Here is a 17,453-nt window from a genome sequence, read left to right as displayed (position 1 = left end):
TACAATTATGTCTACTGAACTTCAGTCTGAACTTATTCAAGCGGTTGAACTGCGCCGCAACTTTGCGATTATATCTCACCCCGATGCGGGTAAAACGACACTAACAGAAAAGCTACTCCTGTACGGGGGTGCAATTCACGAAGCTGGGGCGGTTAAGGCGCGACGGGCACAGCGTAAGGCTACCTCTGACTGGATGGCGATGGAGCAACAACGGGGTATTTCTATTACCTCCACAGTGTTGCAATTTGAATACCAAAAGTGTCAAATAAATTTATTAGACACTCCCGGACACCAAGATTTCAGTGAAGATACTTATCGCACTCTCGCCGCCGCCGATAATGCGGTGATGTTAATTGATGCGGCAAAAGGTTTGGAACCCCAAACGCGTAAATTGTTTGAAGTGTGTAAGTTGCGGGGTATCCCGATTTTTACATTTATCAACAAGCTCGATCGCCCCGGAAGGGAACCTCTGGAACTGTTGGATGAAATTGAGCAAGAATTAGGATTGCAAACCTATGCAGTCAACTGGCCGATTGGTATGGGCGATCGCTTTAAAGGTGTTTTTGACCGACACAAACAACAAATACACCTGTTTGAACGCAGTGCCCACGGTAGCCGAGAAGCCCGTGATACCATAGTCGAATTAGGCGATCCGAGAATAGAAGAGAAGCTAGAACAAAGTCTGTACTACCAACTGAAAAATGATTTAGAACTGCTAGATGGAGTTGGGCCAGAACTAGATTTACAGTTGGTACACGAAGGCAAAATGACACCTGTGTTTTTTGGTAGTGCCATGACCAACTTTGGGGTAGAGTTATTCCTCAAGTATTTCCTCGAATATGCCCTCAAACCCGGTTCTCACTACAGCAGTGTAGGTGAAGTTGCCCCTACATACCCGGAATTTTCAGGATTTGTCTTTAAACTACAAGCAAATATGGACCCGAAACACCGCGATCGCGTCGCATTTATCCGGGTCTGTACTGGTAAGTTTGAAAAAGATATGATGGTGAATCACGCCCGCATTGGTAAACTCATCCGTCTGTCTCGCCCGCAAAAACTCTTTGCTCAAGAGCGGGAATCGATTGATGTGGCTTATCCTGGCGATGTGATCGGTTTGAACAATCCCGGTGTTTTTGCGATCGGGGATACAATTTACACAGGACAAAAGCTCGAATATGAGGGAATTCCGTATTTTTCGCCGGAACTGTTCGCATCTCTGAGGAATCCCAACCCCTCGAAGTCTAAACAATTCCAAAAAGGCGTTGCGGAATTGCGAGAAGAAGGTGCTGTGCAAATTATGTATTCAACTGATGAAGCCAAGCGCGATCCAATTTTGGCGGCGGTGGGTCAGTTGCAATTTGAAGTAGTGCAGTTTCGCTTACAAAACGAGTATGGTGTAGAAACCATATTAGATTTATTGCCCTACAGTGTCGCCCGTTGGGTTGAGGGTGGTTGGGAAGCATTAGAAAAGGTGGGAAGAATATTCAATACCACTACAGTTAAAGACAGCATGGGACGGCCAGTGTTGCTATTCCGCAATGAATGGAATTGTCAACAGTTACTGGGCGACCATCCAGAGTTAAAATTAAGCGCGATCGCTCCAGTATTTTCTAGTCAACAACCAGTGGAGGAATGAAGAAGAATACAGAATTCAGAATCCAGAATTCAGATCAAAACTCAACTGAATTCTGACTCCTGACTCCTGAATTCAATCTTTATCATTCACTTGACAAGCAAAACTCGGGCGCGGTTGAGTTCCACGGCATCCGAGGTTCGCGCTTTTGTACAAACGTGGATCACCTAGAAGAGATTGGAGTGCCAGAATTTGTATGCCTTCACATGCCAAACCGTCTTTGGAGGCTGGTTTAATTGCCCTCAAGCAGGGAAATTACCAAACAGCGATCGCTCAACTAGAACCTATTGCTAGCAGCCAAAATAATGGTACTGCTAGCTTACAAGCCCAGGTTGGTTTAGTGATGGCTTATGCTCGCACTGGCGAAGTTCCCAAAGCGATCGCTATTTCCCAGAATCTCATTGAGAGTAACAATCCGCAAGTTCAAGAGTGGGCAAAACGCGCTCTCGAACACCTGACAAAGCGTAAGAAACGCGATCAAGAATCAAAAAATGTCGAAACTGGATTTGTAGCGTTTGATAACTCAACTCCAGATCCTCCTCCAGATTCTCCCCCAGTTACCCCCCCGGTAAACCCTACATTAGAAGAAAAGCCAAAAGACCAAGTAATAGAAACCAAGAGCGACGACACCCCGTCGATGGTGCCACTACCTAGACTCAAAGCTACGGTGGCTACACCATTACCACCACCGGCTGCACCTTTAAACGGTTTCATGGGTTCTGTTACCCGCACCCAAGCTAAATTATTTGGTGTTATTTATTGGCGACAAGCACAACGCGCCAAAGCATGGCAACCTCTACGTAAACCAAAATTAATTCCCTTACGATTGCTAACAGCAGGAACATTCATTGCCTTATTTTGGGTGATGCGAGAAATCCTTAAGTTCGTAATGGGATTCATCAACCTGACTCTAGTCAAACTACCTTATCTGGAGCCGTTGCAGCTTTTATACAGCAACCCTACTAAATTGTTGCTAATAGTATTGGTGATTTTGATCGGAGTATCACCTTGGTTACTGGATCTGCTACTGGCTAACTTATATGGTCAGCGAGAATTTCCCAAAGATGTATTGAATGCCCATAGCCGCGAAGCTGTGCGGGTGCTACAACGTTGTTGTCAACAGCGCCACTGGCCGTTACCCAAACTGCGGATTTTACCAATGGCTGCACCAATTATCCTGACCTACGGTAGTTTACCACGTAATGCCAGGATTGTTGTGAGTCAAGGGCTATTAGAGCAACTGGCAGATGATGAAATCGCGATTATTTACGCCACGCAGCTAGGGCACATTGCTCACTGGGATTTCTCTGTGATGTCTTTGTTGCTGCTGGTGACACTACCAATTTATAAGCTTTATCAGCAAATATCAGAGTTGGGAGACAAAATATCAGGGATTTGGCGCTGGCCGGTGACAATTGTGGCTAGTCTTGTTTATGGACTTTGGGGTTTGCTAACTGGGACTGGATTGTGGTTGTCGCGGTTGCGGCTTTATTATAGCGATCGCGTCGCATCTGAAATCACCGGTAATCCCAACGCCCTGATTCGCGCTTTACTCAAAATTTCCATTGGCATTGCAGCTGATATTCAAAAAGAAGAACAGACCAGTTGGCAACTAGAAAGCTTAAATCTCTTGACACCAGTCAGCCACCAACAGAGCCTTTCTTTGGGCACTATTGCCAGCAATTTATCTTTTGAATCATTTTTGAAGTGGGATACTGCCAATCCATACCGCCAATGGTTTACGATTAATAACAGTCATTCTTTGATGGGCGATCGCATCGAACGCCTCTGCAAAATAGCCCGTCACTGGCATCTAGACACCGAACTACATTTTGCTAGCGAACCATCAAGGGTTAAGCGTCAGTCTTTCTTATTGCAAATCGCTCCCTGGCTGGGAATTCCTTTAGGGTTTCTGTTTGCAGCTTTGGTCTGGCTAACCTGGCAACTAGCATTCGTACTCAAGTTTTTAAATCTAAAGTGGATATATGAAGATTGGTCTTTCATTACAGGCTGCCTTCTAATTGGCTTTAGCATCGGTACAGTAATGCGGATTAATTCTTTTTTCCCTGACATCAAATCCGCTACTGTGCAAACTGATGACTACCTACCCAACCTATTAGCTGACCCTTCTGCCTTACCTATTGATAGCGTCAGTGTGCGTCTGGTGGGTAAACTATTAGGTCGTCAAGGTACTAGCAACTCTCTAGCACAAGATTTAATCCTCCAATCCAGCACAGGCTTGGTGAAATTACACCACATTTCTTGGCTAGGACAGTCAGTGAATCACCAGGATCTCATCGGTCGGCAAATTATCGTCACAGGTTGGTTCCGGCGAGGAGCAACACCTTGGATCGATGTCCACACCTTAGAAACTCAAAGTGGTAAAACTATTCATAGCCCTCATCCCATCTGGTCTACTTTTTTGGCAGTTGCAGCACAGGCTTTGGGCGCATACGTTTTTCTGACTGGTTAGTCATTGGTCATTGGTCATTGGTCATTGGTTGTTTGCAAAGGACAACTGACAAATGACAAATCGGAATGTAAACAAAAGTTGCAGATTTTCTTTCAAAGTGTTACATTTATTTACACAAACAATAGCAGCCGACATAACTCAGCACTACAGCTTAGTCATGAATTCGGATGCTTTTCCCCCCTCCATACCTTTTTATCCTCCCAACACAGCAGGAAATCAACCAGCCACCGGCTGGTTTTTGTTTCAAATTATGCTCCCTTGAATAAAAAAATGTGTTTTATGTTACGATACAGTAATACTAACGTTAGAAATGTATGCGCTAAACTAGCTACGTAGAAAATACCGTGGTAATGTAAGGAATGGTATTTGATTCTGCGAAAAAGGCATGGAAGAAAGCGTGTACTTTAGCAGGCAATAGGCTATTAAATTTACAATTCTTAGAATTAAGGTGTTATTAGCTCACCATTGTGTGGGCCTTTGGATTAAACAAGCTTGATCCCGACGAAAAACTGTATTGTATAGGTTGACAGTTTCGAGCAAAAAATTGGTTGATGGCAGTCTTGGTCAATAGCATCTATTTAAATTAAAAGCCAAAGCCAAGTGATTGTTTTCTCGCCTTGCCATGTTCATTTAACTCTGGAGGTATAGTTCATGTCCGTTCGCCTATATATAGGTAATTTGCCTAAAGAAGAAATCGATCGTCAAGATTTGCAAGCAGTTTTTGCAGCAGAAGGTGAAGCTGTAACTACTAAATTAATTAAAGACCGCAAAACTGGCAAATGCCGTGGTTTCGGTTTTCTTACCGTCAACAATGACGAACAAGCTGACGAAATCATTGAAAAGTATAATGGTCAGATGTTTAAAGACACCGCCATTAAGCTAGAAAAGGCATTACCTCGGACAAAGGGTGAAGAGGGCGACGAACAAGCTCCTAAACCAGTTACTCTGGCTGGTAGTAGTACGCCCACTCCTAGCGTTAATAGAGAAGGTAGAGAAGGTAGCCGTCGGGAGAAAAGCTCTAAAAAGCCCCGTCGTGGCGGCGGTGGCGGCGGTTCTCGCGACAACAGCACCACAACAACTACCGATTCAGACGCTATTCGTCCAGATCCTCGTTGGGCTTCGGAATTAGAAAAGCTGAAGCAGATGCTAGCTGCACAAACTACGAACTAATCCTTAAGGGAGAGAAATTAAAAATTAAAAGTCAGAATTTTTTTGATTTTTAATTTTTAATTGTTGATTATCATCTGGCTGCTTAGTTACAAGCTACTTGCAGCTATTTTTGTAAGTGCATATCGATACAACTTATCTTGTATAGAGTTGCTGTTAAAGCCTGCTAATAAAAAAAATTAAGTTTTTGCGATTAGACGCATTAAAAAGGTAACTGAAGATAAGTGCGATGCCTACGGCGGGCTGCGCCCACGCAGGAATTATCTTGATTTGACAAGTTATAGTCGGTAATGGCTAGCTTCATAATGCCAAGAGAACCAGAGGCGCTATCGCTCTCCAGATAATCTACACTCAAGGTAAGACCGATCATTTGCAGCTTCTGTTATGTCCTCAACTCTAGATTCTTTGCCACCTGCGCTTGCTAAAATTGTCCAGCGCTTTCAACGCGCTTCCGAACCGAAGCGGCGCTACGAACAGCTAATCTGGTATGCTCAGAAGCTCAATGAGTTCCCAGAAGCTGAGAAATTACCTGAAAATAAAGTTCCTGGTTGCGTGTCTCAAGTTTATATCACAGCAACTTTGAATGACGGTAAGGTTGTGTTTCAGGGCGAGTCTGATTCCCAGTTAACCAAAGGTTTAGTAGGGCTGCTAGTTGAAGGATTACAGGGACTAACGCCAACTGAAATTGTCCAACTTACCCCAGATTTTATTCAAGAAACAGGCTTAAACGTTAGTCTGACACCTTCCCGCGCTAATGGATTTTACAACATTTTTAAAACCATGCAAAAAAAAGCGTTGGAATGTAAGTTAGATTTGCCTAGCTAAACTTGGTCATTGGTCATTAGTCATTAGTCATTGGTCATTTGCAAAGGACAAAGGACAACTGACAAATAACGTACAACTACCAAAATTTAGTCTTATGTCAACCAATCTATTGTCTACCTCTATTGCTACTGGCTTTGGTGGAGTAGTTCAAGAATATTTCTGGAACTGGGAAAATCAGCAATTGCGAGTTGTTTATGAAACCCTTGGTAAAGGTTCACCGCTATTGCTACTACCATCTTTCAGCAGTGTTTCTACACGTTTGGAAGTCGGCGAACTTGCCAAGTTACTCGCTCCAAATTTTCAAGTTGTAGCCATAGATTGGCCTGGATTTGGTGAATCTTCTCGCCCTAGCTTGAATTACCGACCGGAAATATATCAGCAATTTCTGGAAGATTTTGTCAAAGCTGTTTTTAATACTCCCATTACTGTGGTGGCGGCTGGCCATGCTGCTAGTTACGTTTTACAATTAGCTGTGAAATCGACTGCTTTCTCAAAGATTGTATTGTTGGCTCCTACTTGGCGTGGGCCTTTGCCGACAATGGGGGCAAGTCAGCAAATAGCTGGCATTGTGAGAGGATTGGTGCGATCGCCTATACTTGGTCAAGCTCTCTACAAACTCAACACTACCCAATCTTTTTTAAGTTTGATGTACCGCCGTCATGTCTTTACTGACGCGGCTAAAATTACACCCAGTTTCATTGAGAAGAAGTGGCACACAACTCAACAACCAGGAGCGCGATTTGCATCTGCTGCCTTTGTAACTGGTAATCTTGATGCTGTACACGAACAATCTGATTTTTTGGAGCTTGTACAGTCTTTAACCGTACCGCTCATGGTAGTAATTGGGGAATCTAGCCCCCCAAAATCACGAGAAGAAATGAACGCTTTGGTAGTCTTACCAGGAGTGAGAAGTGTTGTTATCTCTGGTTCTCTGGGATTGCATGAAGAATACCCAGCAGTTGTTTTAGAAGCAGTTCAAGATTTTTTGTTCTCTTCAGAAAATTAAATCTTTACATTGCACCTTGGTGCGAGACTAGGATTATAGAACTAGCCCTTTTAAGATGGGTAAAAATATTAGTCAATAAATTCTTTTAAACCGCAGAGGCGCAGAGGACACAGAGAGAGAAGCAAATACAGTTCTCGCACTTTTTCTCTCTGCGCTCTCTGCACCTCTGTGGTTCGTTAAAAAAATGACTTTGACAAAGAGAAATAACAGCAAGTTCGCACAAAAATATAAAAAGATTTATCATGGGCGATAATGATTATCCATAAGGTGAGACAAGAGGAATTTAGAGTATGGTGGCTGACGTAATCGACAATTCAGTTCCCGTTACTGTTCTTACAGGCTACTTGGGAGCAGGTAAAACGACTCTACTCAATCACATCCTCACCTACGAACACGGCAAAAAAGTTGCTGTGATTGTCAATGAATTTGGGGAAGTGGGTATTGATAATCAATTGATTATCGATGCAGATGAAGAAATATTTGAAATGAATAATGGCTGTATCTGTTGTACAGTGCGCGGCGATTTAATTCGCATCATTGGCAATTTGATGAAGCGGCGCGATAAATTTGACCATTTAGTAATTGAAACAACTGGATTGGCCGATCCAGCACCAGTGATTCAGACATTTTTTGTTGATGAAGATTTACAAAGCCAACTGTCTCTAGATGCGGTGGTGACGGTGGTAGATGCCAAGCATATTTGGCAGCACTGGGATGCAGACGAAGCCCAAGAACAGATTGCCTTTGCTGATGTAATTTTACTTAATAAAACAGATTTGGTAGCGCCAGAAGAGTTAGATGAATTAGAAAAACGGATTCGGGCGATGAATGCGATCGCAAAAATCTACCGCACCCAAAATTCTGAACTAGGAATGGATGCTTTGTTGGGTGTAAAAGCCTTTGATTTAGAACGCGCATTAGAAATTGATCCAGATTTCTTAGGCGAAGATGCCCATGTACACGATGAAACTGTCTATTCTGTGGCTTTAGTAGAAGCTGGTGCAGTTGATGGAGAAAAATTAAACACTTGGCTTTCAGAGTTACTGCGTACCCAAGGCCCCGATATTTTTCGGATGAAAGGCATTTTAAATATTGCTGGAGAAGATAATCGATTTGTATTCCAAGGGGTACACATGATATTTGATGGCAAACCCGATCGCCCCTGGAAACCCAGCGAAACTCCCAAAAATGAACTAGTCTTCATCGGTCGCAACCTTGATGCAGCAAAACTCAAGCAAGATTTTCTCGCTTGTCTAGCATAAGTTAGGGAGTGGAAAGTAGGGAATTTACCATTCCCCATTCCCCATTCCCCATTCCCCACTCCACCTTTACAAATATGAACACCACAACCAAATCAAAGGAATTTGAACAACACTATTCAGGAACACTTTCAGATTATGTAACTGCGATCGCTTGGTCGCCACAAGGTAAAACTTTAGCAGCAACTTCCGCCGCCGGTGAAGTCGTTCTGTGGAATGATGGCGAACTCACAACTTTACAAGCTGGTAACGGTAAATCAGTAGACTGTCTCGCCTTTTCCCCGGATGGAAAATTTTTAGCTGTTGGCGGACAGGATGGACAAGTAAAAATTTGGCAGAATACTGAATTAATCGCCACCTTGGAAAATGCCCCTGCATGGGTTGACAAGCTAGCTTGGAATTACACCAGCAATCAACTGGCTTTTAGTTTGGGGCGTTACGTCCAAGTTTGGGATGCAGATACTCGTGAAATTGTCGTGACGCTGAATTTTGACAACTCTTCCGTATTGGGTATAGATTGGCGCATTGACGGACAATACTTAGCCATTAGTGGTTATAAGGGAGTGAAGATTTGGCATAGTCAAAACTGGGATGAAGAACCATACAATCTAGATATGACTACTGTCAGCGTAGCTATGGCTTGGTCGCCTGATGGCAAATTCCTGGCTTCTGGCAACATGGATCGTAGTGTCACCGTTTTGGAATGGAACAACCCCGACCCTTGGGTAATGCGTGGCTTCCCTGGTAAGATTCGCCAATTGGCATGGTCAGAAGCTATGACCAAAGTAGGTGCGCCAATACTGGCATCTTCTAGCGTTGAAGGTATTGTGGTGTGGGAGAAACTAGAGGATGATACTTTAGGTTGGGAAGCACGAGTATTAACTAATCATGTAGGTGTGATTAATGCGATCGCCTTTGCACCAAAAAGTTTCCTTCTCGCTTCTGCTGCGGCTGACGGCTGGTTGTGTTTGTGGAACCAAGCCAAGGAAGTATCTCAAATTATCACAGGTGTCTCAGGAGGTTTTTCGACCTTAGCTTGGCATCCCCAAGGTAAGTTACTGGCCGCAGGCGGTGAGCAAGGCGAATTGGTTATTTGGTCAAAGGTTTTACGAGGTCAAGGATTTGGGCGCAGTTAAATAATACTCAGTAATTAAAGTTGAACCTCGGCAATTTATTGGTTATGCTGTATCACCAAAGGTATTTTTGTGTAAATTATGAACATAGTGAAACTGATTTTACTTGCTTTTCCCGCATTTCTGCTATCCATGCTGCTGATAGTTAATCCAGTAAACGCATCCAGCCTCAAATCTCTATATGCTACACAAGTTGTTACTGTAGCATCTACACATCAAATTCCTGATCTGGCAACCCCGAACTTGATTCAAACATCCAATCCGATTATTGATCAAGTTGGTTGCAATTGTGCAAACTGTGTTCAGTCTAAATTTCAATCGCTACAAGGCAAGCTGCCATCAGTCGGTTTTTAATAAAGTTAAAAGTTATGAATCTTGTAGGGGCACAGCAATCCTGTGCCCTTATTAATTGGTGTGTAACTTTCTCTTAGACCTAACCCCCAACCCCTTCCCTACAAGGGAAGGGGAGCAAGAATCAAAGCCTCTCTCCCTGTGGGGGAGAGGAATGGAAGTGGGGTTCCAAGGATAAGTTGCACATCGCGTTAATTATTAATTAGCTTTTTGTACATAGCGATCGCAACTGCGGCATCATTATTTAATTAAGGTCATACCTTAAAAACCAAGTAGGAAAGTATTTAGGTGAATCCCTAACTACTGAGAAACCTGCTGGTAAGCTAGTGAAGTTGGTGCGAACGCGAACAGTATGCCGTAGGCGATCGCAATCTGCACCCAAGCTGTTAAGCTCTTGTTCAAAGAGCTAGTCCGGGGATTAGAAAACTTGCTAGAGTGAACAGAGTTAGCCTTAATGTCTAATCGCCAAAACCTATACATCTCATGGATTTTGCTAATATTGCATCCCAGTTGAATGCTGGAACGATTTTGCCAGAGGGGATTGTTATTCTCACCCTCTTGGGGGTTTTGATTGTTGATTTGATTTTGGGGCGTACATCCGCGCGCTGGATTGGATATCTAGCGATCGCAGGTTTATTTGCTTCCATTGTCGCCCTATATTTTCAATGGGACAATCCTAATCCCATCTCTTTTACCGGTGGCTTTAATGGTGATGACCTGAGTATCGTCTTTCGCGGCATCATTGCCTTGTCTGCGGCTGTGACTATACTGATGTCAATTCGCTACGTCGATCAAAGCGGCACTCCTTTAGCCGAATTCATCGCTATTTTGCTGAGTGCTACTTTAGGAGGGATGTTTTTATCCGGGGCTAGTGAGTTGGTGATGATTTTCATCTCCCTAGAAACCCTGAGTATTTCCTCTTACTTACTGACAGGTTATACCAAGCGTGACCCCCGATCCAATGAAGCGGCGCTGAAATACTTGTTAATTGGAGCTTCCAGTACAGCAGTATTTTTGTACGGTGTATCGCTGCTGTATGGATTATCTGGAGGACAAACTGAATTAAGTGCGATCGCTAATGGCATTGCCACAGCGAAACTGGGACAATCTTTAGGTTTAGTGATTGCCCTGGTTTTTGCGATCGCAGGTATTGGCTTTAAAATCTCCGCTGCACCCTTCCACCAGTGGACACCAGACGTTTACGAAGGCGCTCCCACCCCAGTCATCGCCTTTTTATCTGTTGGTTCCAAAGCAGCTGGGTTTGCCCTAGCCATCCGCTTGCTGACAACAGCCTTCCCTCTTGTTGCAGACGAGTGGAGATTTGTCTTCACTGCTTTAGCCGTTCTCAGCATGATTTTGGGTAACGTAGTCGCCCTAGCCCAAACCAGCATGAAACGAATGCTAGCTTATTCATCCATTGCCCAAGCTGGGTTTGTGATGATTGGCTTGATTGCTGGTACACAAGCTGGGTATGCCAGTATGATATTTTACCTACTGGTTTACTTGTTCATGAACCTGTGCGGCTTTACCTGCATCATCCTGTTCTCACTGCGGACAGGAACTGACCAGATTGCCGAATACTCCGGCTTATATCAAAAAGACCCACTCCTAACATTGGGGTTGAGTATTGCCCTGCTTTCCTTGGGTGGTATTCCACCATTAGCTGGGTTTTTCGGCAAGATTTACTTATTCTGGGCTGGTTGGCAAGCAGGACTTTATTGGTTAGTCTTACTGGGCTTAGTTACCACCGTCGTCTCCATCTACTACTACATTCGCGTAGTTAAGATGATGGTAGTCAAAGAACCCCATGAAATGTCCGACGCGGTAAAGAATTATCCGCAAGTACGTTGGGATTTGCCTGGACTAAGACCTTTGCAAGTCGGGTTGGTAATAACATTAATTGCCACTTCCCTAGCAGGGATTTTGTCAAATCCACTGTTTACATTGGCTAACAATTCCATCTCCAATACCCCATTTTTGCAAGCAACAATCAACAGTAATGTAGAAGCACAAAATCTACTGCTTTTGCCAAAGTTAGATTCGGTTAGTCAGTCTCAACCCTCAGTTGATTCTATCGCTAAGATTTAACCGATTCTCAATATAACTTTGTACTCTAAGACACGCCTGTTTGCTAATTAGCAGACAGGCATTTTTCGTATCTATTAATACTAATTCCGCATGAAGATATATCTATAGGACTTATGCAAAAGAATGTCACTAGAAGTGTTTTATGTAAGTCCTAAAATTTTATGAGACTTAGTTAACAGGTATCTTGATAACAAATTCTGCACCTTTTCCTGGAACAGAAAAACAGCTCAGTTGTCCGCCATGTTTTTCAACTATAATTTGATAGCTTACAGATAGCCCTAGTCCTGTGCCTTTACCCACGGTTTTAGTAGTGAAAAACGGATCGAACACCTTTGAGTGAACTTGTTCATCTATTCCTAAACCATTATCAGCAATACTAACCGCAATCCATTTTTCATTGATTACCTCAGTTTTGATTTGAATTTGGGGATTATTATTTGTCAGCTTTTGATTGTCCGTTGTTTGTGAATTGACCGCTAGCGCCTCAAGTGCATCGATCGCATTAGCAAGAATATTCATAAACACTTGATTAAGTTGACCAGGATAGCAAGTTACATGAGGTAGCTGACTATATTTTTTAATGACTTTGATTTCTGGGTACTCATGCCTAGCTTGCAGTCGATGCTCCAAAATCATTAAAGCACTATCAATTCCTTCGTGAATATCAACTGTTTTAAGTTCTGCTTCATCTAGTCTCGAAAAATTACGTAGTGATTTAACAATTTGCTGAATTCTCTCTGTTCCCACTGTCATTGACTGGAAGAGTTTAGTTATATCTTTAATCAGAAAATTTAAGTCTATTTCTTCTAGTTTCTGTTGAATTTCTGGAGGAGTATTTGGACAAACTTGTTGATAAATTTGCACCAATTTTAGTAAATCATCAGTATACTGATGAGCATGGTGGAGGTTCCCATGAATAAAACTAACTGGGTTATTAATTTCATGGGCAATACCAGCGACCATCTGACCTAAACTAGACATTTTCTCAGCTTGGATAAGTTGAGTTTGGGTCAGTTGTAGTTCCTTTAATGTTTCTTGTAAAGCAGTTGTCCGTTCCTCAACCCGAATTTCTAACTCTTGATTAGCTTTCCAGAGCGCTTCTTCTGCTTGTTTACGTCTCTGAACTTCTTTTGCTAACTCATCGATTTTCTGGTTTAGAAGAACAAAATTACTGCTAGCTAAAGTTCTATTTTCTAAGCGTAAGAGAATTAAACTTGAAGATTCAGGAGACCAAGGTTGAATAACAGCTCCTTGGCTACGACATATTAACGTTTGTCCATCATTCTTTCGTAAAGTCAAGGAGCCAATAACCATTGCTCTACTACTTGAACAAGCTTGCAGGTACTTTATAACATCGTCAGTAGCTTGAGTTACAAGTTCAATAAGCATTTTTCCCCGCAGTTCTTGACGACGTAACCCCAGCATATCTGCTACTGGTTGATTAGTCGCTAACAACTGACCTTCTCCACTGACCAGGAGTAAAGGTTCTGGTAAAACTCTGGCAAATTCAAGAAATTGTTCAGGAGTCATGGGGCTTCCAATTTCAGGGTTCGATTCTAATTTACATATCTGCACTCAAGCTTGTATCCTATGGTTAGGTTAATGATGAAGAGTTTATACAGATTCTAGTCCCCTAAAGTATTCTCGACCTTCTGCATCTTCTGCCTCTTCTGTAAATTTTAAGTAAACAATAACTTTGCATCCAGAAGCACCCTGTGCTATTGTTTCTTGCAATTCTACTTTCGCATATCCCAGATTATTCGCTGCGATCGTCCCAAAGACGTTTGAAGTCATCATACACATGGCAGGGCGATTAAGCACTTTTTCCCCAAATGGGCAGACGCGGTTGCCAAAGACAATTTTTTCATCATCCTGCTCAACAACATAAAAATCGCCCTGAATGCGTTTTTTTAAATCAATCAAGACATCAGCGACCTGCTTACGAGAGAGTTTGGAGACTTCCAGAGCAGATTTGTAATCTTGGTCAAGCTGCGTAGCCATCCTTTCACCAACTACGCTAATAAATCCAGAAGCTTCTTCTAAGCCAACTACATCCTGCAAAGTGCCAGATAATTCTCTGATGAGTGTACGTAAAAATATATCGCGTTCTAAAGAAAGATTAAGCGTAGCTATGGAATGATTAAGTGCATTGGTCATAAATTTTAAGCATACAATTTGGGAACTACAGTTATAGAGTTCCCCAAAATGACCATAAAGTAACTGCTTGATAACTTTCTTTAGAAGATTTGGTGCTTGCTTGTGTTTATAATAAATTGTGATAGCGATCACAATTTATTCGGTCACGATCACCTGATTCTACATTGAACATTTATTTTAACTAATATTAATTTGAATAATTGATAGACTCCTCCAAGGGAACTAACACATTGCTGAAGAACTTCTTCAACTGCTGATAGAGAATCTGGATTGTTACCGTGACCTACTACTGTTTTAAACATAAAGGTTCCGATAATAGCACTTAGTATGATTAGGAAACGGGAAGTTTAATAATAAATTCTGAACCGTTTCCTAGTCCTGAATTTACCTCCAGGGTTCCTCCATGTTTTTCGACAACAATATGGCGAGCAATTGATAATCCTAATCCTGTACCTTGACCCACAGACTTAGTGGTGAATAAATGGTCAAAGATTTTTTCCTGGACATCAGCCGACATCCCTACCCCATTATCTTTAATCCGAATTAAAATATAATTATTGTCTTCGGTAAGAGTAGTCTGAATCAGAATTTCATTAGGATTTGCTTCAATTTCAATATAAGTTCGTCCTATATTAGACTCCTCTAAAGCATCAATAGCATTAGCTAATAAATTCATAAATACCTGATTTAACTGTCCGATAAAGCATTCTAAATCTGGCAAAATATCGTAACTTTTAACTATTTTAATATCGGGTCGAGCCTCGGATGCTTTTAAGCGGTGTTTGAGAATCATGATTGTGCTGTCAATGCCATCATGAATGTTGCAAGAAACTTTGCGATCGCTATCTGCACGAGAAAAAATTCTCAGACTAGTACTAATATTACGAATGCGCTGCACACCCTCTTTCATTGAAGAAATTAAGCTAGGTAGATCAGAAAGTATATACTTCAAATCTACCCCTGCAATTTCCTCTTGAATTTCTGGTACTGGATTGGGATAGTACTGCTGATAGAGGTTAATAATATTAGCCATATCTTGGAAATATACTGAAGCGTGTCCGAGATTGCCATGAATAAAACCAACTGGATTATTAATTTCATGAGCAACTCCTGCTACTAATTGACCAAGAGCAGACATTTTTTCTGTCTGTACAAGCTGAAGTTGAGACTCTTGTAGGTCTTTTAATGCTCTAGACAAAGCTGCTGTCCTTTCTGCAACTCGTTTCTCTAAAGTTTTTGTGAGATTTCGTAATTGTAGATGGGTTTTAATTCTAGCGAGTAACTCTTCTTCATGAAAGGGTTTAGTAATATAATCAACTGCGCCTATACTTAGACCCTTCACTTTACTATTAGTATCAGAGTTAGCTGTCATGAAAATTACTGGAATATCACAAGTAACTGAATTTTCTTTCAGCTTTTGACAGGTTTCAAATCCATCTATTCCTGGCATCATTACATCTAAGAGAATTAAGTCAGGCAGTATATCTTCAGCCTGTTGAACTGCCCTCTTTCCATTGTTTTCTGTAACAACTTTAAAGCCGACATTCGTTAATATACCGAAGACAATTTCTAAGTTTGTAGTGGTATCATCCACCACTAAAATTAAACTATCTTCTGGGAGATTAAGCATTTGTAGATATGGCTTGTAATTCATGTATTTAAATTAAGTTAACTCCTTGTTTATTGTTTACTATTACCTGCGATCGCAGCTAAGTCACCTCTATTTTGCAGACTGACTGGCAAATTTATCCTCTGACAACCATATAGTTCCCAAAAACTCTGATAACAGCAACATTCTCACGCCAAATTGCTCTATGCAACTACAGGAGCGATCGCTCCAACATGGACATCAACTACAAATCTGCACTTTCACTAGAGTCGAAACTCCTCTTTCATGAAGGCGATCGCTCTAAAATTAGTCATTATTACCCTTGCCTTTTTATAAAATTGTGCTATTCCAGAACAATTTAGTTGATGCAATAAGTTATTTTTTTCAGTTAGTCAACAGTATTTATTGTGAATAGACTCTGATATTGCTATTTTTATAAGAAAAAATATAATTACGTGTAATTACTGTTATCTTCTTTCAAAGAAAGTTTAACAATACTGCTTAAGTTTTGAAATATTCAGATAGATTTACGCACCACTCAAAGCAACGTAAATATCATTTCCATACTGTGGAGCGTATGGTCTTAAAGTGAATTATTTTCAAAAAGATTTTCATAGGTTCTCTATGAGTCTGTTAATCTTCTTCTTTTGTAATTTATGTTCGTTAATTCTAACCAATCTATTTTTTATGAATCAATTACTTTCCCATAATTTATACTGCCCATTTCCATCCCAGACTAATAAGTATGTTGATATTCTAGAAGATTACTCTCTTGAATGGGTACTTCGCTTCAATCTACTTTCCAATGAATCAACTTATAAGCGTTTTTGCAAGTCTAAATTCTTTTTATTAGCTGCATCTGCTTATCCTTACAGCAATATTGAAGAATTGAAGATTGCACATGACTGGCTGAGTTGGGTGTTTATTTGGGATGATCAATGCGATCTATCAGATTTAGGAAAAAAACCTGAAGTTCTAAAACTTTTTCATCAGAGATTTCTGGAAATATTAAACGGAGCAGAAGTTACAAACCAAGATATAGCCTTGACTTTTGCCTTAAGTAACCTAAGAGAGAGGACGCTTGCGAAAGGTAGCTTAACATGGTTCAATCATTTCATCTCTAGCCTTGAGAAATGGTTACAGGGATGTGTTGAAGAAGCAACCATCCGCACACAGGGAATCGTACCAGACCTTGACACTTATATGATGATACGTAAATCAAGTGTAGGTGTCGATGCTTTTCTAGCAATAACTGAGTTTTGCCATAATTTGAGGATTCCTAATTTTTTACGAAAAGATGAAAAAATTCTCCAAATGCAATTTCTTACAGGACATATTATTGCTTGTTGTAATGATATTTTTTCTGCATCTAGAGAAATTTCAAATGGCGATGTTAATAATTTAGTATTGGTACTGCATAAACAATTTAAAATTCCTCTAAACGAGGCATTTGATCGTGTAGCAGAGATTCACAATACAGCCGTACAAAAAATGATGGATTTAGAAACATCTATTCCAAATTTTCGAGAAGAAGCAGATCCTGATGCTGCAAAATTTATATTAGGAATGCACTACTGGATACGTAGTAACCATGATTGGTATTCTCAGACCGGTCGTTATCAGAGTCTAGAAGGACTGGAACTAACACAAAATTAGATGTGTTGCTGATTGTGAGTATGATTTTTTTAAAGGCAATTTATGAATTGCCTTTACAGAAAAATTTATGAATTAAATGATTGCAGATTCATACTT

General features: G+C 41.2%; 15 protein-coding genes. 10 read left to right on the top strand and 5 right to left on the bottom strand.

Features of this window, described 5'->3' with window-relative positions:
* The first annotated feature begins 7 nt into the window (after positions 1 to 7).
* The 3 genes from prfC to GJB62_RS18125 all read left to right on the top strand — a co-directional run bounded on the left by prfC (position 8) and on the right by GJB62_RS18125 (position 5,276).
* Positions 8 to 1,636, top strand: coding sequence for a peptide chain release factor 3 (gene prfC / locus GJB62_RS18135; RefSeq protein WP_114081170.1), 1,629 nt, complete (start codon positions 8 to 10; stop codon positions 1,634 to 1,636).
* A gap of 193 nt (positions 1,637 to 1,829) precedes the next feature.
* Positions 1,830 to 4,106, top strand: coding sequence for a M48 family metalloprotease (locus GJB62_RS18130; RefSeq protein ID WP_114081171.1), 2,277 nt, complete (start codon positions 1,830 to 1,832; stop codon positions 4,104 to 4,106).
* A 651-nt stretch (positions 4,107 to 4,757) separates the two neighbouring features.
* On the top strand, positions 4,758 to 5,276 hold the full coding sequence (locus GJB62_RS18125) for an RNA-binding protein (RefSeq protein ID WP_114081172.1): 519 nt from the start codon (positions 4,758 to 4,760) through the stop codon (positions 5,274 to 5,276).
* Between the two features lie 199 nt (positions 5,277 to 5,475).
* On the opposite strand, the gene GJB62_RS18120 is transcribed toward GJB62_RS18125, so the two are convergent.
* Positions 5,476 to 5,643, bottom strand: coding sequence for a hypothetical protein (locus tag GJB62_RS18120; protein WP_159402532.1), 168 nt, complete (start codon positions 5,641 to 5,643; stop codon positions 5,476 to 5,478).
* A 14-nt stretch (positions 5,644 to 5,657) separates the two neighbouring features.
* Between GJB62_RS18120 and GJB62_RS18115 the strand changes: the two genes are divergently transcribed.
* The 5 genes from GJB62_RS18115 to GJB62_RS18095 all read left to right on the top strand — a co-directional run bounded on the left by GJB62_RS18115 (position 5,658) and on the right by GJB62_RS18095 (position 9,850).
* A complete protein-coding gene (locus GJB62_RS18115; RefSeq protein WP_114081173.1) occupies positions 5,658 to 6,098 on the top strand; it encodes a SufE family protein in 441 nt (146 codons plus the stop codon).
* A 94-nt stretch (positions 6,099 to 6,192) separates the two neighbouring features.
* On the top strand, positions 6,193 to 7,104 hold the full coding sequence (locus GJB62_RS18110) for an alpha/beta hydrolase (RefSeq protein ID WP_114081174.1): 912 nt from the start codon (positions 6,193 to 6,195) through the stop codon (positions 7,102 to 7,104).
* Positions 7,105 to 7,394: 290 nt separating this feature from the next.
* Positions 7,395 to 8,366 carry a GTP-binding protein gene (locus GJB62_RS18105; RefSeq protein WP_114081175.1) on the top strand — a complete coding sequence of 324 codons (972 nt, stop codon included), beginning with the start codon at positions 7,395 to 7,397 and terminating at the stop codon, positions 8,364 to 8,366.
* Positions 8,367 to 8,440: 74 nt separating this feature from the next.
* On the top strand, positions 8,441 to 9,499 hold the full coding sequence (locus GJB62_RS18100; protein ID WP_114081176.1) for a WD40 repeat domain-containing protein: 1,059 nt from the start codon (positions 8,441 to 8,443) through the stop codon (positions 9,497 to 9,499).
* A gap of 78 nt (positions 9,500 to 9,577) precedes the next feature.
* Positions 9,578 to 9,850 (top strand): hypothetical protein, encoded by a 273-nt coding sequence (locus GJB62_RS18095; protein WP_114081177.1) that lies wholly within the window; start codon positions 9,578 to 9,580, stop codon positions 9,848 to 9,850.
* Positions 9,851 to 10,147: 297 nt separating this feature from the next.
* Here the strand turns inward: GJB62_RS18095 and GJB62_RS18090 are convergent, their stop codons facing one another.
* Positions 10,148 to 10,327, bottom strand: coding sequence for a hypothetical protein (locus GJB62_RS18090; RefSeq protein WP_041565514.1), 180 nt, complete (start codon positions 10,325 to 10,327; stop codon positions 10,148 to 10,150).
* Between the two features lie 3 nt (positions 10,328 to 10,330).
* Here GJB62_RS18090 and GJB62_RS18085 point away from each other — a divergent pair, with 3 nt between their 5' ends.
* Positions 10,331 to 11,935, top strand: a complete 1,605-nt coding sequence (locus tag GJB62_RS18085) for an NAD(P)H-quinone oxidoreductase subunit N (RefSeq protein WP_114081178.1) — start codon at positions 10,331 to 10,333, stop codon at positions 11,933 to 11,935.
* A 168-nt stretch (positions 11,936 to 12,103) separates the two neighbouring features.
* Here the strand turns inward: GJB62_RS18085 and GJB62_RS18080 are convergent, their stop codons facing one another.
* From GJB62_RS18080 to GJB62_RS18070, 3 genes are all read right to left on the bottom strand, one after another.
* Positions 12,104 to 13,465, bottom strand: coding sequence for an ATP-binding protein (locus GJB62_RS18080; protein WP_114081179.1), 1,362 nt, complete (start codon positions 13,463 to 13,465; stop codon positions 12,104 to 12,106).
* Between the two features lie 84 nt (positions 13,466 to 13,549).
* Positions 13,550 to 14,092, bottom strand: coding sequence for a methanogen output domain 1-containing protein (locus GJB62_RS18075; RefSeq protein ID WP_114081242.1), 543 nt, complete (start codon positions 14,090 to 14,092; stop codon positions 13,550 to 13,552).
* 331 nt (positions 14,093 to 14,423) lie between these two features.
* Positions 14,424 to 15,746, bottom strand: coding sequence for a response regulator (locus tag GJB62_RS18070; protein ID WP_245245959.1), 1,323 nt, complete (start codon positions 15,744 to 15,746; stop codon positions 14,424 to 14,426).
* Between the two features lie 642 nt (positions 15,747 to 16,388).
* Between GJB62_RS18070 and GJB62_RS18065 the strand changes: the two genes are divergently transcribed.
* Positions 16,389 to 17,357 (top strand): terpene synthase, encoded by a 969-nt coding sequence (locus tag GJB62_RS18065; protein WP_114081180.1) that lies wholly within the window; start codon positions 16,389 to 16,391, stop codon positions 17,355 to 17,357.
* Positions 17,358 to 17,453: the final 96 nt, after the last annotated feature.

The sequence above is a fragment of the Nostoc sp. ATCC 53789 genome (assembly GCF_009873495.1).
GTDB classification, from domain to species: Bacteria; Cyanobacteriota; Cyanobacteriia; order Cyanobacteriales; family Nostocaceae; genus Nostoc; species Nostoc muscorum_A.
This window is presented reverse-complemented; position numbering and strand designations above follow the sequence as displayed.